General features: G+C 69.0%; 16 protein-coding genes. 6 read left to right on the top strand and 10 right to left on the bottom strand.

All coding sequences use genetic code 11. The features are described 5' to 3' along the window. Positions 1-12: 12 nt before the first annotated feature. The 3 genes from GT007_RS01525 to GT007_RS01515 all read right to left on the bottom strand — a co-directional run bounded on the left by GT007_RS01525 (position 13) and on the right by GT007_RS01515 (position 2,524). The gene (locus GT007_RS01525) at positions 13-1,191 is read right to left on the bottom strand and encodes a Fic family protein (protein ID WP_160119786.1); all 1,179 of its coding nucleotides are present in this window, start codon (positions 1,189-1,191) and stop codon (positions 13-15) included. An 86-nt stretch (positions 1,192-1,277) separates the two neighbouring features. After that, positions 1,278-1,706 carry a hypothetical protein gene (locus GT007_RS01520; RefSeq protein WP_160119785.1) on the bottom strand — a complete coding sequence of 143 codons (429 nt, stop codon included), beginning with the start codon at positions 1,704-1,706 and terminating at the stop codon, positions 1,278-1,280. Beyond that, entirely contained in the window at positions 1,703-2,524 is an 822-nt protein-coding gene (locus GT007_RS01515; RefSeq protein WP_236571437.1) for a recombinase family protein, read from the bottom strand. Before GT007_RS01515 ends, GT007_RS01520 begins: the two co-directional genes overlap by 4 nt. A 64-nt stretch (positions 2,525-2,588) precedes the next feature. Here GT007_RS01515 and GT007_RS01510 point away from each other — a divergent pair, with 64 nt between their 5' ends. From GT007_RS01510 to GT007_RS01500, 3 genes are read left to right on the top strand one after another with little or no spacing between them, the layout of a single operon-like run. After that, positions 2,589-3,290 (top strand): hypothetical protein, encoded by a 702-nt coding sequence (locus tag GT007_RS01510; protein WP_236571436.1) that lies wholly within the window; start codon positions 2,589-2,591, stop codon positions 3,288-3,290. A 15-nt stretch (positions 3,291-3,305) separates the two neighbouring features. Then, positions 3,306-3,995: a hypothetical protein gene (locus GT007_RS01505; RefSeq protein ID WP_160119784.1), complete on the top strand. Its 690-nt coding sequence runs from the start codon at positions 3,306-3,308 to the stop codon at positions 3,993-3,995. Beyond that, positions 3,992-4,570: a hypothetical protein gene (locus tag GT007_RS01500; protein ID WP_236571435.1), complete on the top strand. Its 579-nt coding sequence runs from the start codon at positions 3,992-3,994 to the stop codon at positions 4,568-4,570. Before GT007_RS01505 ends, GT007_RS01500 begins: the two co-directional genes overlap by 4 nt. 84 nt (positions 4,571-4,654) lie before the next feature. Here the strand turns inward: GT007_RS01500 and dmeF are convergent, their stop codons facing one another. After that, complete coding sequence (gene dmeF, locus GT007_RS01495) at positions 4,655-5,671, bottom strand: CDF family Co(II)/Ni(II) efflux transporter DmeF (RefSeq protein ID WP_160119783.1); 1,017 nt, start codon at positions 5,669-5,671, stop codon at positions 4,655-4,657. Between dmeF and GT007_RS01490 the strand changes: the two genes are divergently transcribed. The 3 genes from GT007_RS01490 to GT007_RS01480 are packed head-to-tail and all read left to right on the top strand — an operon-like array spanning position 5,612 to position 9,925. Then, the gene (locus GT007_RS01490; RefSeq protein WP_236571461.1) at positions 5,612-6,076 is read left to right on the top strand and encodes a DUF6950 family protein; all 465 of its coding nucleotides are present in this window, start codon (positions 5,612-5,614) and stop codon (positions 6,074-6,076) included. The two genes, dmeF and GT007_RS01490, sit on opposite strands and share 60 nt — an antisense overlap. Continuing rightward, the gene (locus tag GT007_RS01485) at positions 6,076-8,082 is read left to right on the top strand and encodes a phage tail protein (RefSeq protein WP_160119782.1); all 2,007 of its coding nucleotides are present in this window, start codon (positions 6,076-6,078) and stop codon (positions 8,080-8,082) included. The genes GT007_RS01490 and GT007_RS01485 overlap by 1 nt, the downstream gene beginning before the upstream one ends. Before the next feature lie 16 nt (positions 8,083-8,098). Next, a complete protein-coding gene (locus tag GT007_RS01480; RefSeq protein ID WP_160119781.1) occupies positions 8,099-9,925 on the top strand; it encodes a glycosyl hydrolase family 28-related protein in 1,827 nt (608 codons plus the stop codon). 411 nt (positions 9,926-10,336) lie between these two features. Here the strand turns inward: GT007_RS01480 and GT007_RS01475 are convergent, their stop codons facing one another. The 6 genes from GT007_RS01475 to GT007_RS01450 form a co-directional block, all read right to left on the bottom strand. Next, the gene (locus GT007_RS01475; protein ID WP_160119780.1) at positions 10,337-10,939 is read right to left on the bottom strand and encodes a Spy/CpxP family protein refolding chaperone; all 603 of its coding nucleotides are present in this window, start codon (positions 10,937-10,939) and stop codon (positions 10,337-10,339) included. Between the two features lie 71 nt (positions 10,940-11,010). Then, entirely contained in the window at positions 11,011-11,415 is a 405-nt protein-coding gene (locus tag GT007_RS01470; RefSeq protein ID WP_160119779.1) for a DUF302 domain-containing protein, read from the bottom strand. A 16-nt stretch (positions 11,416-11,431) separates the two neighbouring features. Beyond that, positions 11,432-11,788 carry a hypothetical protein gene (locus GT007_RS01465; RefSeq protein ID WP_160119778.1) on the bottom strand — a complete coding sequence of 119 codons (357 nt, stop codon included), beginning with the start codon at positions 11,786-11,788 and terminating at the stop codon, positions 11,432-11,434. Between the two features lie 67 nt (positions 11,789-11,855). Continuing rightward, positions 11,856-12,359: an SCO family protein gene (locus tag GT007_RS01460; protein ID WP_236571434.1), complete on the bottom strand. Its 504-nt coding sequence runs from the start codon at positions 12,357-12,359 to the stop codon at positions 11,856-11,858. 119 nt (positions 12,360-12,478) lie between these two features. Further along, the gene (locus GT007_RS01455) at positions 12,479-12,940 is read right to left on the bottom strand and encodes a copper chaperone PCu(A)C (protein WP_236571433.1); all 462 of its coding nucleotides are present in this window, start codon (positions 12,938-12,940) and stop codon (positions 12,479-12,481) included. A gap of 313 nt (positions 12,941-13,253) precedes the next feature. Next, positions 13,254-14,375 (bottom strand): ABC transporter permease, encoded by a 1,122-nt coding sequence (locus GT007_RS01450; protein WP_160119776.1) that lies wholly within the window; start codon positions 14,373-14,375, stop codon positions 13,254-13,256. Between the last annotated feature and the right edge of the window lie 2 nt (positions 14,376-14,377).

Genomic DNA, 14,377 nt, shown 5'->3' with positions numbered 1-14,377 from the left:
TGCTCGCGTTATTCATCGCGGTAACGGCTCCGTCCCGCGGCTGAGGATGTCGATGTACCGGCCATAGGCAAAGAGGCGGCCGCGCTGGCGCCCCGTCGTCTCGCGCAGGATGCCGAGATCCACCAGCCGTGTGATCGTCGCCCCGACCGTGGGATGCGACAGATTCAGCCGCGCCGTTGCCGTTGCCACCGACAGCAGGGGTTGCGCCTTCAGAAGGTCATGGAGGCGAAGCGCGGAGCCGGCGCTGCGCCCCAGCGCCTCAATCTTCGCGCGGTCTTCCGCGAACAGCGCAAGGATCTGCCGGGCGGCCTCGGTCGCCCCTTCCGCCGTCTCAGCAACGCCATCGAGGAAGAAGCGCAGCCAGGCTTCCCATTCCCCCTGCTCACGCACGCGCTGCAGTAGGTCGTAGTAAGTCTGCCGATACGTCTTCAGATAGAGGCTGAGATAGAGGATCGGTTCGCGCAGCATCCCCTCGGCACAGAGCAGGAAGGTGACGAGCAGACGCCCGAGGCGGCCATTGCCGTCCAGGAAGGGGTGAATCGTCTCAAACTGGACATGCACCAGGCCGGCCTTGAGCAGGGTCGGCAGCTCCGGCGTGTCGGCGTGGATGAAGCGTTCCATGTCGCCGAGGCAGGGCATGACGTGCTGCGGCGGCGGAGGCACGAAGGCGGCGAGGCTGGGGCGCGGGCCGCCGATCCAGTTCTGTGATGAGCGGAATTCGCCCGGCTGCTTGCCGGCGCCGCGGCCGGAGGAGAGCAGCACGGTGTGGATCTCGCGGATCAAGCGGAGCGACAGCGGCAGACCGCCGCGCAGCAGCTCGAGACCGCGGTTCAGGGCCGCGACGTAGCAGGAGACCTCGGCGACGTCGTCGAGCGGCACGCCCGGGGCTTCGTCACTCTCGAAGAGCAGAAGGTCGGACAGGGAGGATTGCGTGCCCTCGATCTGTGACGAGAGCAGCGCTTCCTTGCGGACATACATGTAAAGGAACAGCCCGGTATCGGGCAGAATCGACGCCATGCCGTCGAGGCGGCCCAAGGCCATCTGCGCCCGCTGCAGAGGCACCAGCAGGCTGGAGACGTCGATCGGCGGGATGGGCGGCAAAGGGGGAGGCACGAAGGCACGCGCCGCCTCGCCGCCGACAGTGGTGGTTTCGTATCGCCCGAGGCGGCTTTGACGGCTGGGCTGGGGCATCCTTGTGAAAGGGGACTTTCGCTAGGGGCGGGGCAAGGAAGATTTTCGCCCCATTTCTTTCATAAGGGGCGTTGATTCGCCAGCCTTCATTGTGCGCCGCCGATCCTCCGGGTGGGCCCATCTCCTGGGCTGTTCGCGCATAAAGTGCTGCGCTGGACATCCCAGCCCACCGGCACCCCTCCGTCCAGCACCGCGAAGGTCAGGCCCTCCGGCTGCCGCCCATCCAGGATGGCCGACACGATGTCCGGCGTCAGGAGGGTGAGGCGGAGGAGTCTGCCCAGGTAGCCCCGCTCGAGGCGCTCGGCGGCGGCCATCTCGGTGATGGAGGCGTACCGCCCCTGATCGAGCATGCGCTGATATCTGAACGCCCGCGCCAGAGCCTTCACCAGCGCCGGGTCGGCGCGTGTGGTGACCGGCGCTACGCCATCGGTCGTCGGCGTCACGACGGTCTTCCGCCCTGGCCGGTGGCGGATCGCCAAAGGCACCCGGACGGTGATGCTGGTGGCGGCGGTCATGCCGCTGCCCTCAAGGCGGATGGCGCGATGGCGATGAGGTCGCGGACCAGGCCGCCGAGCCCGTCGAGCCGCAGCCGAATGTCGGCACCAGCCGGCCCGACCACCACCCGCTCCACCAGCGACCGCACAATTCGCGCCTGTTCCACGGGGAATAGGTGCTCCCAAAGCGGGTCGAGCCGATGCAGCGCGTCCTGCGTCTCGCCCTCAGTCAAGTCGGGCGCCTCCCTGCGCGCCGCCCGCCAGGTGCCAACCACGATCTCCGGCTGTCGCAACAGCGCCCGCACCTGATCCACTACCGCCGCCTCGATCTCCGCCGCCGAAACCCGGCGCACGATGCTGTCGTCGCCGGCCGCGTCGCCCTTCAGCACGCGCTGCGCCACGTAGTATCGGTAGAGGCGGCCGTTCTTCCGGGCGTGAGTCGGCGACAGTGCCCGGCCATCCACGCCGAAGATCAGCCCCTTCAGCAGCGCCGGCGTCTGCGCCCGATTCTGGTTGGCGCGGACCCGTGGGCTGACTTGCAGCACGGCATGTGCCCGGTCCCACAGCTCCCGCGGCACGATGCCCTGGTGCTCGCCTGGATAGACCTGCCCCTTGTGCGCGGCCTCGCCGACATACGTCCGATTGTTCAGCAGCTTGTAGACGTCGCCCTTGTCGAGCGGTCGCCCGGCCTTGCTGGTGGCGCCTTCGGCCTGCAGCCGCTTGACCGTCTCGATGCCCGACCCCGTCTCGGCGAAGATCTCGAACACACGGCGCACCCGCGGTGCTTCGTCCTCATTCACCACCAGCTTCCTGGCGACGACGTCGTAGCCGAGCGGCACCTTGCCCCCCATCCACATGCCGCGGGCGCGGGACGCCGCGAATTTATCGCGGATTCTCTCGCCAATGATCCAGCAGAACGAGACCGCCTATGAGCGCTACCAGCGCCGCCTCGCCACCCTGTCCAGCCTGGTCGAGCGGGCCGAACGGGCCGGCCGGGCGGTCCCCGACGAGACCATCCAGCGCGAGGCGGTCGCGGCGATGGAGGAGCTGGAGCGGGCGGAGGAACGTGTGCAGCGCGGCGCTGAACGCACTTCCGACACGGTGCGCGTGCTGGGCCTCACCTTCTCCAGCGCCTTCGAGGACGCCATCGTCAAGGGCCAGAAGTTCTCCACGGTGCTGGAGGGGCTGCTGCAGGACATCACGCGCATCCTCGCGCGTAAGGTCATCACCGAGCCGCTCGGCAATGCCGTCTCCGCCGGGCTGTCAGGCATCTCCTTCGACAGCCTGTTCACCGATGTCGGCTCCTGGCTCGGTGGCCTGTTCCGCGCCGAGGGCGGGCCGGTCGCCGCCGGCCAGCCCTATGTCGTCGGCGAGCGTGGGCCGGAGTGGTTCGTCCCCCGCCAGGCAGGCACCGTTCTGCCGAACGGCACCGCGCCGGGTGGCCCGACCATCCACACCAGCATCACCATCGACGCGCGCGGTGCCGATGCCGGCGTCGAGGCGCGGCTGCGTCTGCTCGCCGGGCAGATCGCCCGGCAGGCGTCGGCGATGACGCTGGACGCCATCCGCCGCGGCGGCGCGGCTTACGACACGGTACGCGGATAGCGGGGAGGGCGAGCCATGACCGAATACGCCTGGCCCGCCACGCTGCGGCCGTCGCGGCTGAGCTTCTACCTGCAGCACAACACGCTGCGCTTCGTCTCGCCGGTCAGCCGCGCCACCCAGGTGCTACGCCGCGACGGGGCGCGCTGGATCGCCGAGGCCAGCTTCGACCCGCTCAACCGCATCCAGGCCGGCGTGCTGGAGGGGTTGCTTGCCGCGCTGGCCGGATCCGCCAACACGGTCCGCGTCTGGGACTGGCGGCGGGAGTACCGCACCGGCGATCCCCGCAGCCAGGGCGAGGTGCCCGCGGGGCCGTACTCCTTCTCGGACGCGACGATCTTCACCGATGGGACGGGGCTGGTGGTGGGCAGCGGCACGCCATCGCTCGCCGCCGGCGCCGCGCGCGGCGCCCTTTCCCTGCAAACCCAGGGCTGGTGGCCGAATGCGGTGGCGGTCGGAGCGGGGGACCATATCGGCCTCGCCGGGAGGCTCTACATGGCCACGGAACGTGTCGTGGCCTCCGGTACCGGCACCGCCACCATCCCGATCGCCCCGCCGCTGCGTGCCGCGGCCCCGCTCGCCGAGCCGCTGGTGCTGACCACGCCGACGGTGGCCATGCGCCTCGCCTCCGACGACGAGGGCGCCAACCCCACCCGGCCGGGCCGCTTCACCGCCATCACCATCCGCCTCGAGGAGGTGCTGCCGTGACGGAGGGCATCACCGCCACGCCGCGCCTCTCGCCCCAGGCCGCCGCGGCCGCCACCGCGCCGGTCGCCACGCCGGTGGTGCTGGTCGAGCTCGACTTCGCCGCCGGCCCCATCCGCGCCTGGACCGGCCTCGGGCCGCTCAGTTGGGCTGGGACAGTCTACGAGGGCATGGGCACGATCGGCGCGGTCTCCGATATCGAGGAGACCGCCGAGCTGCGCGCTGTGCGCATCACCCTCACCCTCTCGCCGGTGCCGCAGGAGGTGGTCGACATCGCCCTCGCCGAGCAGTCCTTCCGGCTGCGCCCGGCGCGGCTGTGGGGCACGCTGCTCGATGCCGAGGGCGCCTTCGTCGCCGATCCGTTTCCCCTCTGGGCCGGGCTGATGGACACCATGCAGGTGGTGGACGGGGCGGAGCCCAGGATCTCGCTCACCTGCGAGAGCCGGCTGGTCGACCTCGAGCGTGCCGAGGTGCGCCGCTACACTGATGCCGACCAGCAGGCCGAGTATCCGGGGGACCGCTTCTTTGAGTTCGTCCCCGCCCTGCAGGAGGCGGAGATCCGGCTGCCGGCCAGCTGATGGCCCGGCTTCCGGATTGGCGTCCATCACTGGTAGTCCGATCGCCTCAGTTGATCGCGTGTGGCCCCTCGGCTTCGACAGGTCTCATGCCGCCGCCGAGTGATGAGTGCAGAACTGCACTTCCACTGTGACGTGGGAGAGACCGGGCACATCGGCGATCAGGCCCTTGTAGTGGTTCGGCGACTCGGGCCCATCGGACACGAGCGTGATGACCGCAGCATTGTGCCCTGGTCCCAGGCGCCACAGGTGCAAATCGGCCACGCGGTCGTCGCCCTCCTCCAGGCGCCGGCGAATCGTCTCTGCCAGTTCCTGGTCGGGGACCGCGTCGAGCAATACCGCACCGGTGTCCCGCAGCAGCCCCCAGGACCAATGGGCGATGACAAGCGCGCCCACCATCCCCATCAGCGGATCCATCCAGATCCAGCCGTAAGCTCGCCCAGCAAGAAGGCCAATGATGGCCAACACCGACGTGGCGGCATCCGCGAGAACGTGCAGGTAAGCCGACCGCAGATTGTGGTCCCGTGCACGAGCTGGCGCAGGTCCACGGTGGTGGCCGTGCTGATGTCTACCCTCTGCGTGGTCATGCTCATGCTGGTGTTGGTGGTCGTGGTGGCGGTCGTGGTGGCGGTGAGCGTGGCCGTGATCGTTGTCTTGCAGGAGCCAGGCGCTCACAAGATTGACCGCGAGACCGAGCACCGCGACCGCGATCGCCTCATCGAAGCGGATTGCAACCGGTGAAGCTAGGCGAAGAAGCGACTCGTACCCGATCAGCAGCGACACCAGCGCGAGCACGACGGCGCTCGTGAAGCCCGCCAAATCGCCGAGCTTGCCGGTGCCGAACGCGAAGCGCGGGTTACGCGCATGCCGCCGAGCATAACGATAGGCGAGCGCGGAGATCACGAGCGCGCCGGCATGGGTGGACATGTGCCAGCCGTCGGCCGTGAGCGCGATGGAGCCAAAAACGGCACCGGCCACGATTTCTGCGACCATCATCCCAGCCGTCAGGGCAATGACGCACCAAGTTCGACGTTCGTTGCGGGAATGGTGCTCTCCGAGAAAGGCATGCTCGTGCTGCCAGGAGTGGAGGGAGTGGGTGTGCATCGCCTTGGCCTCGCCTGCGGACGGCATCAAGCATATCGCACCGCAGCCGTCCTGAAACGATTGCCCGATTGGCACGTGCGTCTTGCGGCATTGCTCGCTGCGGCCAGCACGCGCCCGTTCGACGGTCATCGTTGGAACTGCGGACGCTTCACCCTGGCCGCGGTGCAGGCGAGCACGGGCGGCCGACCGGCCTGGCGAAGTCTGCCGACGCTGGAGGCTTCGGCCGACAGTGCCGGCTTCCCGCGCATCCCGCCGGCCTTTGCGCGGGCCGGGGACGTCGTTCTGGCGGGAGATCCGCCACGCCTCGGCGTGGTGGTCGATGGCGGCCGCGCCGCCTTCGTCGGCCCCCGCGGCCTCGTCCGCATCTCCCTGACCGATTGCGCCACCGCCTGGAGGATTGGCTGATGCCGGCTGCGGTGCCCCTGATCGCCGTCGCCGCCGCCGGCATCGCCTCTGCCGCGGTGGGTGGCGGCATCATCGGCGCCGTGGTCGGCGCCGGGGCCGCCTTCATCGTCTCCGCCATCGGCCAATCGGTCTTTCCGCAAAAGCAGAAAAAGCAGGCGAGCCTCAGCCCGCAGGCGGCGGCGATCGCCGGCTTCGATGCCGGCCAGCCTGGCGCCGGCCGCACCCAGGCCTTTCGTCAGCCGGTCACCGAGCACCAGATCGTCGTCGGCCGCTGCAAGGTCTCGGGGCCGATCGTCTTCCTGCACTCGGCGACCGACGATGAGGGACGTGCGGACGGCTACTTCTACTCGGTCGTCGTGCTGGCCGCGCACCGTGTCCGCGCCATCGGCGAGGTATTCCTGGGCGACAAGGTGGGGAGCGATGGCTCGCTCGCCGGGCTGGTGCGGATCGACCGGCACCTGGGGGATCCAGACCAGGCCGCCGACGCCAACCTGATCGCCGAGACCGCCGGCCAGTGGACCAGCGCGCATCGCGGCCGCGGCCGCGCCTATGTCGCCGTCCGGCTCAAGCTCACCGCCGAGGCGTTTCCCGCCGGCCCGCCCAACATCGCCGCCCTCGTCGAGGGCGCCGATACCATCCTCGATCCGCGCACCGGGGCGACAGGTTGGTCCGACAATCCCGCCCTGCTGCTCGCCTGGTACCTCACCGCCCCCTTCGGCTGGCGCGCGTCCTGGGCCGACATCGACATCCCCGCCTTGATGGCTGCCGCGAACATCTGCGACGAGCTGGTCGGCACCCGGGCCGGGATCTACGAGCGCCGCTACACCGCCAACGGCGTGCTGTCCCTCGCCGAGGGCAAGATCGCCATCACCCGCAAGCTCGCCGCCGCCATGGCTGGCGCGCTGGTGGTCTCGGGCGGGCGATTCTTCATCCATGCCGGGGCGCCGGCCCTGCCAGCCGCCACGCTCACCTCGGACGATCTTCGCGGGGACGTCACCATCCAGGGCGCGCGACCGCGGCGGGACCTCTTCAACGGAGTGCGCGCGGTCTATGTCGAGCCGGCGGCCAACTGGCAGCCGACCGACGCCCCGCCGCTGCTGGCCAGCAACTACGTCGCCCAGGATGGCGGCGAGATGATCTACCGCGACCTCGAATTCCCGCTGACCACCTCGGTCAGCACCGTCCAGCGGCTGATGAAGGTCGAGCTGGAGCGCAACCGCCGCCAGCGCACCGTGGCCTTCCCCGCCAATCTCTCCGCCCTGCGGCTGCGGCCCTGGGAGGCGGCGACGGTCGCGCTCGACCGTCTGACGCCCTTCCCGGCGCGGGTCACCGCCTGGTCGCTCGCCGTCGAGGGCGGTGTCGACCTCACCCTTGAGGAGGAGGACGCCGCCGTGTGGGACTGGAATCCGGCGGTGGACGAGCGGGCCACCGGGTCCAACCCCGCCGTCGTGCTGCCGAACCCGGGCGTCATCGCCGCACCCGCCAGCATCACAGTGGAGACGCCGCAGACCATCGCCTTTGCCGTGCTCTCCCTCTCCTGGGCCGCGGTCGGCTCGTCGCATCTCGCCGGCTACCAGGTCGAGTTCCTGCCGGCCTCGGTGGCGGCCTGGCAGGGCTATGGCGGGTCGCTCGGCGCCACCGCGGCCGTCCTCCCCACCGCGGAGCCGACCGGCTTCCGGGTGCGCGCGGTGGCCCGCAGTGGCGCCGTGTCGGGCTGGCGGCAGGCCCTCGTCCCGACCGCGGTGGCGGCGCCCACGGCGACCGGCATCGCCGGTGGGATCCGCCTCTCGGGCGGCTTCCCGGCCGATGCCGCCCGCCTGCAGGTGTTCGAGGCGGCCAGCAGCAGCCTCGCCGCCGCGACCAAGCTGCCCACCGAGCCGACCAGCCTCTTTTGGGACCGCACCGGCATGACCGCCGGCGACACGCGCTGGTACTGGCTGCGCGCCGTCTCCGCCGAGGGCAATGTCTCCGCCCTGGCCGGTCCGATCTCCGCCACCGCGCTCTGAGCCGGAGCTATCCCCCATGCCTGCCCGCATCGATGACCTGCTGGTGCTCGACACCGCGGTCAGCAAGACCGATCTCGCCAAGTACCTCCGCGACCGCGAGACGGTGCTGCCCTCCGACTTCGGCGGCCTGGGCGACGGCGTCGCCGACGACCGCGCCGCGATCCAGGCTGCCTTCGACCGTGCCGCGGCCGACCAGAAATTCGCCGTCGTCCCGCCGGGCACCTGGAACGTCTCCGCCGGCGTCACCCTCGGCGGCGGCGCCCGCGGGCTGATCATGCACGGCATCATCCGCTACACCGGCACCGCCTCGGCGACCGTCCTGACGCTCGGCGATGGCGGCACGGTCCGCAACGGAGAGAAGCACTATGCCGGGCTGCAGGTCACCCGGCAGATCCAGTCCGACTGGCTCGACGAGGCCGACATCGGCATCCTGGTGCGCAACATCGACGCCTCGGTGGTCGAGCTGCGCCTGGTCTCGGGCTTCACGATCGGCATGCGCACGCTGGGCGACGGTCGCGGCGTCGAGGACAGCACCTTCCATCTCGGCCGCATCCTCAACAACCGCATCGGCCTCGACATCCACTGCGCCACTGCCACCGCCTGGAACACCTCCATCCGCTACTATGGCGGCCACTTCGCCATCGCGACCGGGATCAACCCCAGCCTGGACCGCTTCGGGATCCGGCTGTCCAGGGCCGACGGCGCCTATTCCAACCACAACCGGCACGTCTTCGACGCGCCGAACTTCGAGCTGCGCCAGCTCGATCCCAATGTGGCGATCCCCTTCCTCAATGAGACCAGCGGCTCCGCCATCATCGGCCGAGCGCTGCGCATGGAGGCCTGCTCGCCGATCGTCGCGCGGCACACCGCGGCGGCGCAGGACTGCGAGTACGAGGTGGCGTGGAGCAACACCTACCAGGTCGGCATCGACTACGCCGCCACCGCCACGCGCTGCGGCAACACCGTGCTCAATCGCCACCGGGCACCGGCCTCGCGCCATCTGCGGCTGCTGGGGTCGGTGCCGAATGCCCGGGCCAAGGCCTTCCGGCACAGCGCGACCGAGATCGGCGTCGAGGGGTTGGCGGTGGTCGCCACCTCGACCACGGCGGCGACCACGCTGGCAGGGCTGTGCTTCAACGGGCTGGATGGCATTGCGGCAATGTCGCGCGGGCTGCTGCTGGATGCCAACCGGGGCATGGCCTTCGTGGTGGATACCTCCTCGGCCAAGGAGTTCGCGCTGGCGCATTGGCTGGTCGGCGGGGTTGATGGCGGGCGGCTGTTCGTGCGCGTGTTCGATGGAGCGGCCAATGTGCGGGAGAACATTGCCGGCGACGTGCTGGCCTCCGGCACGACCATGCAGTGGAACAGCCCGGCAAAGGGCTGGAACGCCGGCGCGGTGATGGCCGACGCCTCGCTGAACCGGCGCCAGACGATTCGGGTCGGCGCGGGTGTGGCCTTCGCGCAAGTCGGGATTGTGGGCTTCGACGGGCAGATCGAGCTCGAGTCGTTGCGGCTGTTCGGGCTGCCGGAGACGGCGCCCGCGGTGCTTTATGCCTGCCCCTCGGTCCCGATCGGGACGCGCAGCCTGGCACTGGAGACCACCTGGGACCTGCCGAGCCTCACGGCGGGCTCAACGGCAAACATCGACGTGACCGTGCCCGGCGCGCGGCGTGGCGACTATGCCGACGCCTCGCTCGACACCAGCAGCATCGCGTTCGTGCTGGACTGCCATGTCTGGTCGAACAACAGCGTCCGCGTCACGGCCCGGAACGTCAGCGCATCGACTGTCGACCTCGCGGCGGCAGCGTTGTCGGTGCAGGTGGTGAAGCGGCGGGTGCCATAGCGCAGGGCGGGAACGGGGATAATCATAGCAAGGTCGCCCGCCTTCTCTCACGACGCCCGGGTGGAGGCGTATCGGCGGGCGATCCAGAGCGCGCGAAACCAGCCCGGCGAGGCGGCGACTGCCAGGCGCGGCAACTTCCCTCGGCTGGACCGGGCCTTGCGAATCGCTCAGCCGCGTAGCGGCCGGGAGCTACACGAGGAGCGAAGAGGACAAGGCGAAGAAGCCCGCTGCGCCCGAGGCGGCCTGCGCCGAAATGCTGGAAGCCGGCGAAGGTGAGCCTTGCACGCATCAGGGTCATGCTCGCTGCTATCGTGCTTCTGCTGCTCCCGGGCGAAGGCAGAATGATCGCTGTTCTTCGAAAGATGCAGGGCGGATGACTCCCTCCAGGTCGCCCCCGCTTTCGACAGAGGACTACATCATTCCCACCATGAGTTGGTCCGCAACGCGCTTCTGCCGCTCGTCAAGCGCCGCGTAGAGCGGCCCCGCCGCAGACCGCACCCGGCGCAGCGCCTCCAAGTGCAAAGTCATCATGCGCTCCTGCAGTTCGAGCCGCTGCGCCAGCGGCATCGCTTGCGGCCCCTGCTGCATCATCGGCATCATCTGTCCGTGCATGTCCGCCATGGCTCGGGCGCTCGCGCGGAGTGCCTCGGCGAAGGTATCCCACACTGGAGCCTGGGCCTGCGTGATGCCGAGCTCGGTGCGCAGGAAAGCGATCCGGCCCTCGACGTGCTGACCCGGCATCATGCCCATCATGGGCCCCACGCCGCCCGGCATCATAGGCGTGCCGTAGCCCATCATGCCTGGACCCATCATCGGCATGCCGTAACCCATCATGCCGTGCCCCATCATCATGCCCGGGCCCATCATCGGCATGCCGTAGCCCATCATGCCTTGCGGCGGGGCCTGGCCAGCCGGAGCGCCAGGCTGAGAAGTCTGGGCCCACGCGGCGGAACCACCGCAGCTGATGAGGGCCGCCACCGCGGCGCCCAGCACCGCCTTCCTCAAAATCTTCATAGTGTCCTCCTCACATTCGTCATGGGCCTGGAACGCGCCCGCCTCCTCGCGTGAAGGCGCGCGGCCGGGGGTCAGGCTGTCCCCGCGGCGTCAAGCTCAGCCACGACCTGGTGCAGCAACTCGCGCACCTGCGACGCCGTATCGGCGAGTGCCGCATTCTGGATGGCCTGCATGGAAGCGACCGGATCCACAGCCGAAACCTCGATCCGGCCGCCGTCCCGCTCCTGCAGCACGACGTTGCAGGGAAGCATGGTGCCGATCTTGTCCTCAGCCTGGAGTGCCCGGTACGCCATCTTCGGATTGCAGGCGCCCAGGATACGGTAGGGGCGGAAGTCCACGTCGAGCTTTTTCTTGAGCGTCGCCTGGACGTCGATCTCGGTGAGCACGCCGAAGCCGTGGCGCTTGAGTGCGTCGGTCGTCGCCTCGACTGCGCGTTGCATCGGGCCTGGGATCGTGGTCGTGAAGTGGTAGGTCATTGTGGCGCCTCCTGCGTCATTTGATGGATGTCACGCCATCCGGACCACCGCCGATGATGTCGTTCCGCCGACGGAGGTAGTCCTCGCGCTCGATTGCCCCTTGGGCGTAGCGCAGGTCGAGCGCATCGAGCGCGGAGCTCCCTGCGCCGGAACCGGCAACCCCGCCACGACGACCGCGTAGGAGCATCACAGCGAGTGCGACAACTGCGGCCACGGCGATGAGCCATCCAAGGCCCCAGCCAACGCCCCAGACACCTCGCATCATCATCCAGGGCCCGCCCGCCCAACAATCGGAAGGACCCATGGCATGCATCCCAATTGCTTTTCCGAAGACTAGGACCGGCAGGGCCGCGACCGCATTGCGCCAGATCAAGGGCGCAGCGTTATCGTCCCAGTAGCCGCGGCAGTAGCACGCGGCGGCAAACCGGAATCGCCGGTCCTCATCCCCGCCCCACCAGCATCCGCAGTTTCTCCAGCGCCACCCGCTCGCTCTCCTTGTAGTCCAACGTCCCAGCAAACCGCCCCTCCGCATCGAGCAGGAAGGTGCTCGCGGAGTGGTCCATCGTGTACCCGCCGCCCTCCAGCGGAACGCGGCGGTAGAAGACACGGAAACCGCGCGCGGCCGAGGCGATCTGCTCCTCGGTGCCGGTCAGCCCGATGATCCTGCGATCGAAGGCCTCCAGGTAGGCGGCCATGGCCTGCGGCGTGTCGCGTTCCGCATCCACGCTGACGAAGACCCACTGGATGCGATCCGCGTCCGGCCCCAGCGCCTCGATGAAGCCCGTCATCTCGGTGAGCGTGGTCGGGCAGACATCGGGGCAATAGGTGAAGCCGAAGAACACGGCCATCGGCCGGCCGCGGAAGTCGCGCTCTGTCACTGCGAGTCCGCGATGGTCGGTCAGGCTGAAGGGGCCGCCGATCGCAAGGCTAGCGGGACCGCTCATGACCCGCGCCGGTCCCAGCGGCCCGTCCGTGAACAACCAGCCACCCATCGTGGCCAGCACCAGGAATCCCAGGACGGCAACGCCGCCCCAGGCGAACCACCGGACATAGCGCAACATCTTTAGTGCCCCTGATGAGCACTGGCGCGGGAACCCGCCGCCTCGACAGCCAGTTCGACCGTGACCTCACCCGCCCGTTCAAAGCGAAGTGTCACCGGCACTCGTGTGCCTTGCGCCAACCCGCCGATGGGGCCGACCAGCATCAGATGCAACCCGCCCGGCTCGAGGCGCACCGACTGGCCAGTGGGCAGCACGATGCCGTCAGGCAGCGGACGCATCCGCATGATGCCATCTGTCATCGACATGTGGTGCATCTCGATCGCTCGGGCCATCGGGCTGCTGGCGGCCATCAGCCGATCGGGCACGGCGCCCTCGTTGCGCAGCACCATGTAGCCAGCGGCGGTGGGCGCTGAAGCGCCGACGGCGCGCGTCCAGGGATGGCCGATGGCGACCTCCCCGGCTTGGAAATCATGTGCCTGGCCGGGAGAGGCTGGCAGCACAAGGAACGAGACGCAGGCCAGCACGGCTGCGTGCACTACTATTCGACGCATAAAGGTGTCCTTCCGGAAGCCAAACGGCAAGCATGCTGGCGCGGTCTTTGGCGCCGGCGACAGGGTCAACAAAGGTCGGAAAAGCCGGGTGGAGCGCGTGCAAGTGGAGGACCCCGCGGCGACGGACGAAGCGGGACAGAATTGCTGGTAGCGATCGCTACCGGCGCCGAGCATCACCGAGGCACCGGCCCCACCACTGGCCAGACAATAACTGCTGGGTTGTGCGGGCCCAACCCCTCGGGGCACCCGCCTCCACTTTCTGCATAGCACGAGGCAGGCGAGGTTCTTAACCCATCGTTCCCACCATCGAGCGGAAGCGGAACCAAGCATAGCCGAAAAGTGCCGCGCCGATCGCGGCCAGCGCCAGGAATTGCGGCCAGACCACCTCGATCCCCGCGCCGCGGTAGAGGATCGCCTGGGACAGCGCGACGAAATGGGTGGTCGGCGCGGCCGACATCACGAAGCGGACGAAGTCCGGCATGCTCTCGCGCGGCGTCATGCCTCCCGAGAGCATTTCGAGCGGCAGGATGATCAGGATCGTCATCAGCGCGAATTGGGGCATGGACCGCGCCACCGTGCCGAGGAAGATGCCGAGCGCTGTCACCGCGAACAGATGCACCGCCGCACCCGCCAGGAACAGCGCCACCGATCCCTGGATCGGCACCCGCATCAGCCCCTGCACGACGATCAGCAGCGAAAGCGCGCAGGCGACAAGCACGACGAGCCCCATGGACCAGATTTTCGCGACCATGATCTCGAAGGGCGTCACGGGCATGACCAGCAGGTGTTCAATCGTGCCGTGCTCGCGTTCGCGGATCAGCGCGGCGCCGGTCAGGATGATGGCGAGCATAGTGACCTGGTTCACCACCTCGATGATCGCGCCGAACCAGGCGCGGCGCAGTTCCGGGTTGAAGCGCGCGCGCAGCACGAGTTCCACGGGCGATGTGTCGCGCGGCCGATGGTGCTGCAGGAAGGTCGCGACTTCCACGTTCACGATCGCCTGGACATACCCGCTGCCGCTGAAGGCCTGGCTCATCCGTGTCGCATCCACGTTCAGCAGGATCGCGGGCCGGCGCCCAGCCAGCAGGTCGCGCTGGAAATTAGGCGGGATGTTCAGAGCGAATGTGTCCAGCCCTGCATCCATCCGCGTATCCATCTCGGCGTCCGTGATCATGGACGGCGGCAGGAAGTAGGGCGGGTAGAAGGCGGCGACGATGCGCGCCGAAAGCGGCGAGCGGTCCTCGTCCACGATGGCGATGGCCGCGCGGCTCAGCGATTCGGGCATGGTGGTGGCCGAGGCATAGACCGCGAGGGTCAGCGCATAGACGATCAGCAGAAGCATGATCGGGTCTCGCGCCAGCGCCCGCAGTTCCTTGACGCCGAGATGGAGGACGTTGGTAAGCCGCATCC

Origin of the sequence: Rhodovarius lipocyclicus (genome assembly GCF_009900765.1) — a bacterium.
Classification (GTDB): domain Bacteria; phylum Pseudomonadota; class Alphaproteobacteria; order Acetobacterales; family Acetobacteraceae; genus Rhodovarius; species Rhodovarius lipocyclicus.
This window is presented reverse-complemented; position numbering and strand designations above follow the sequence as displayed.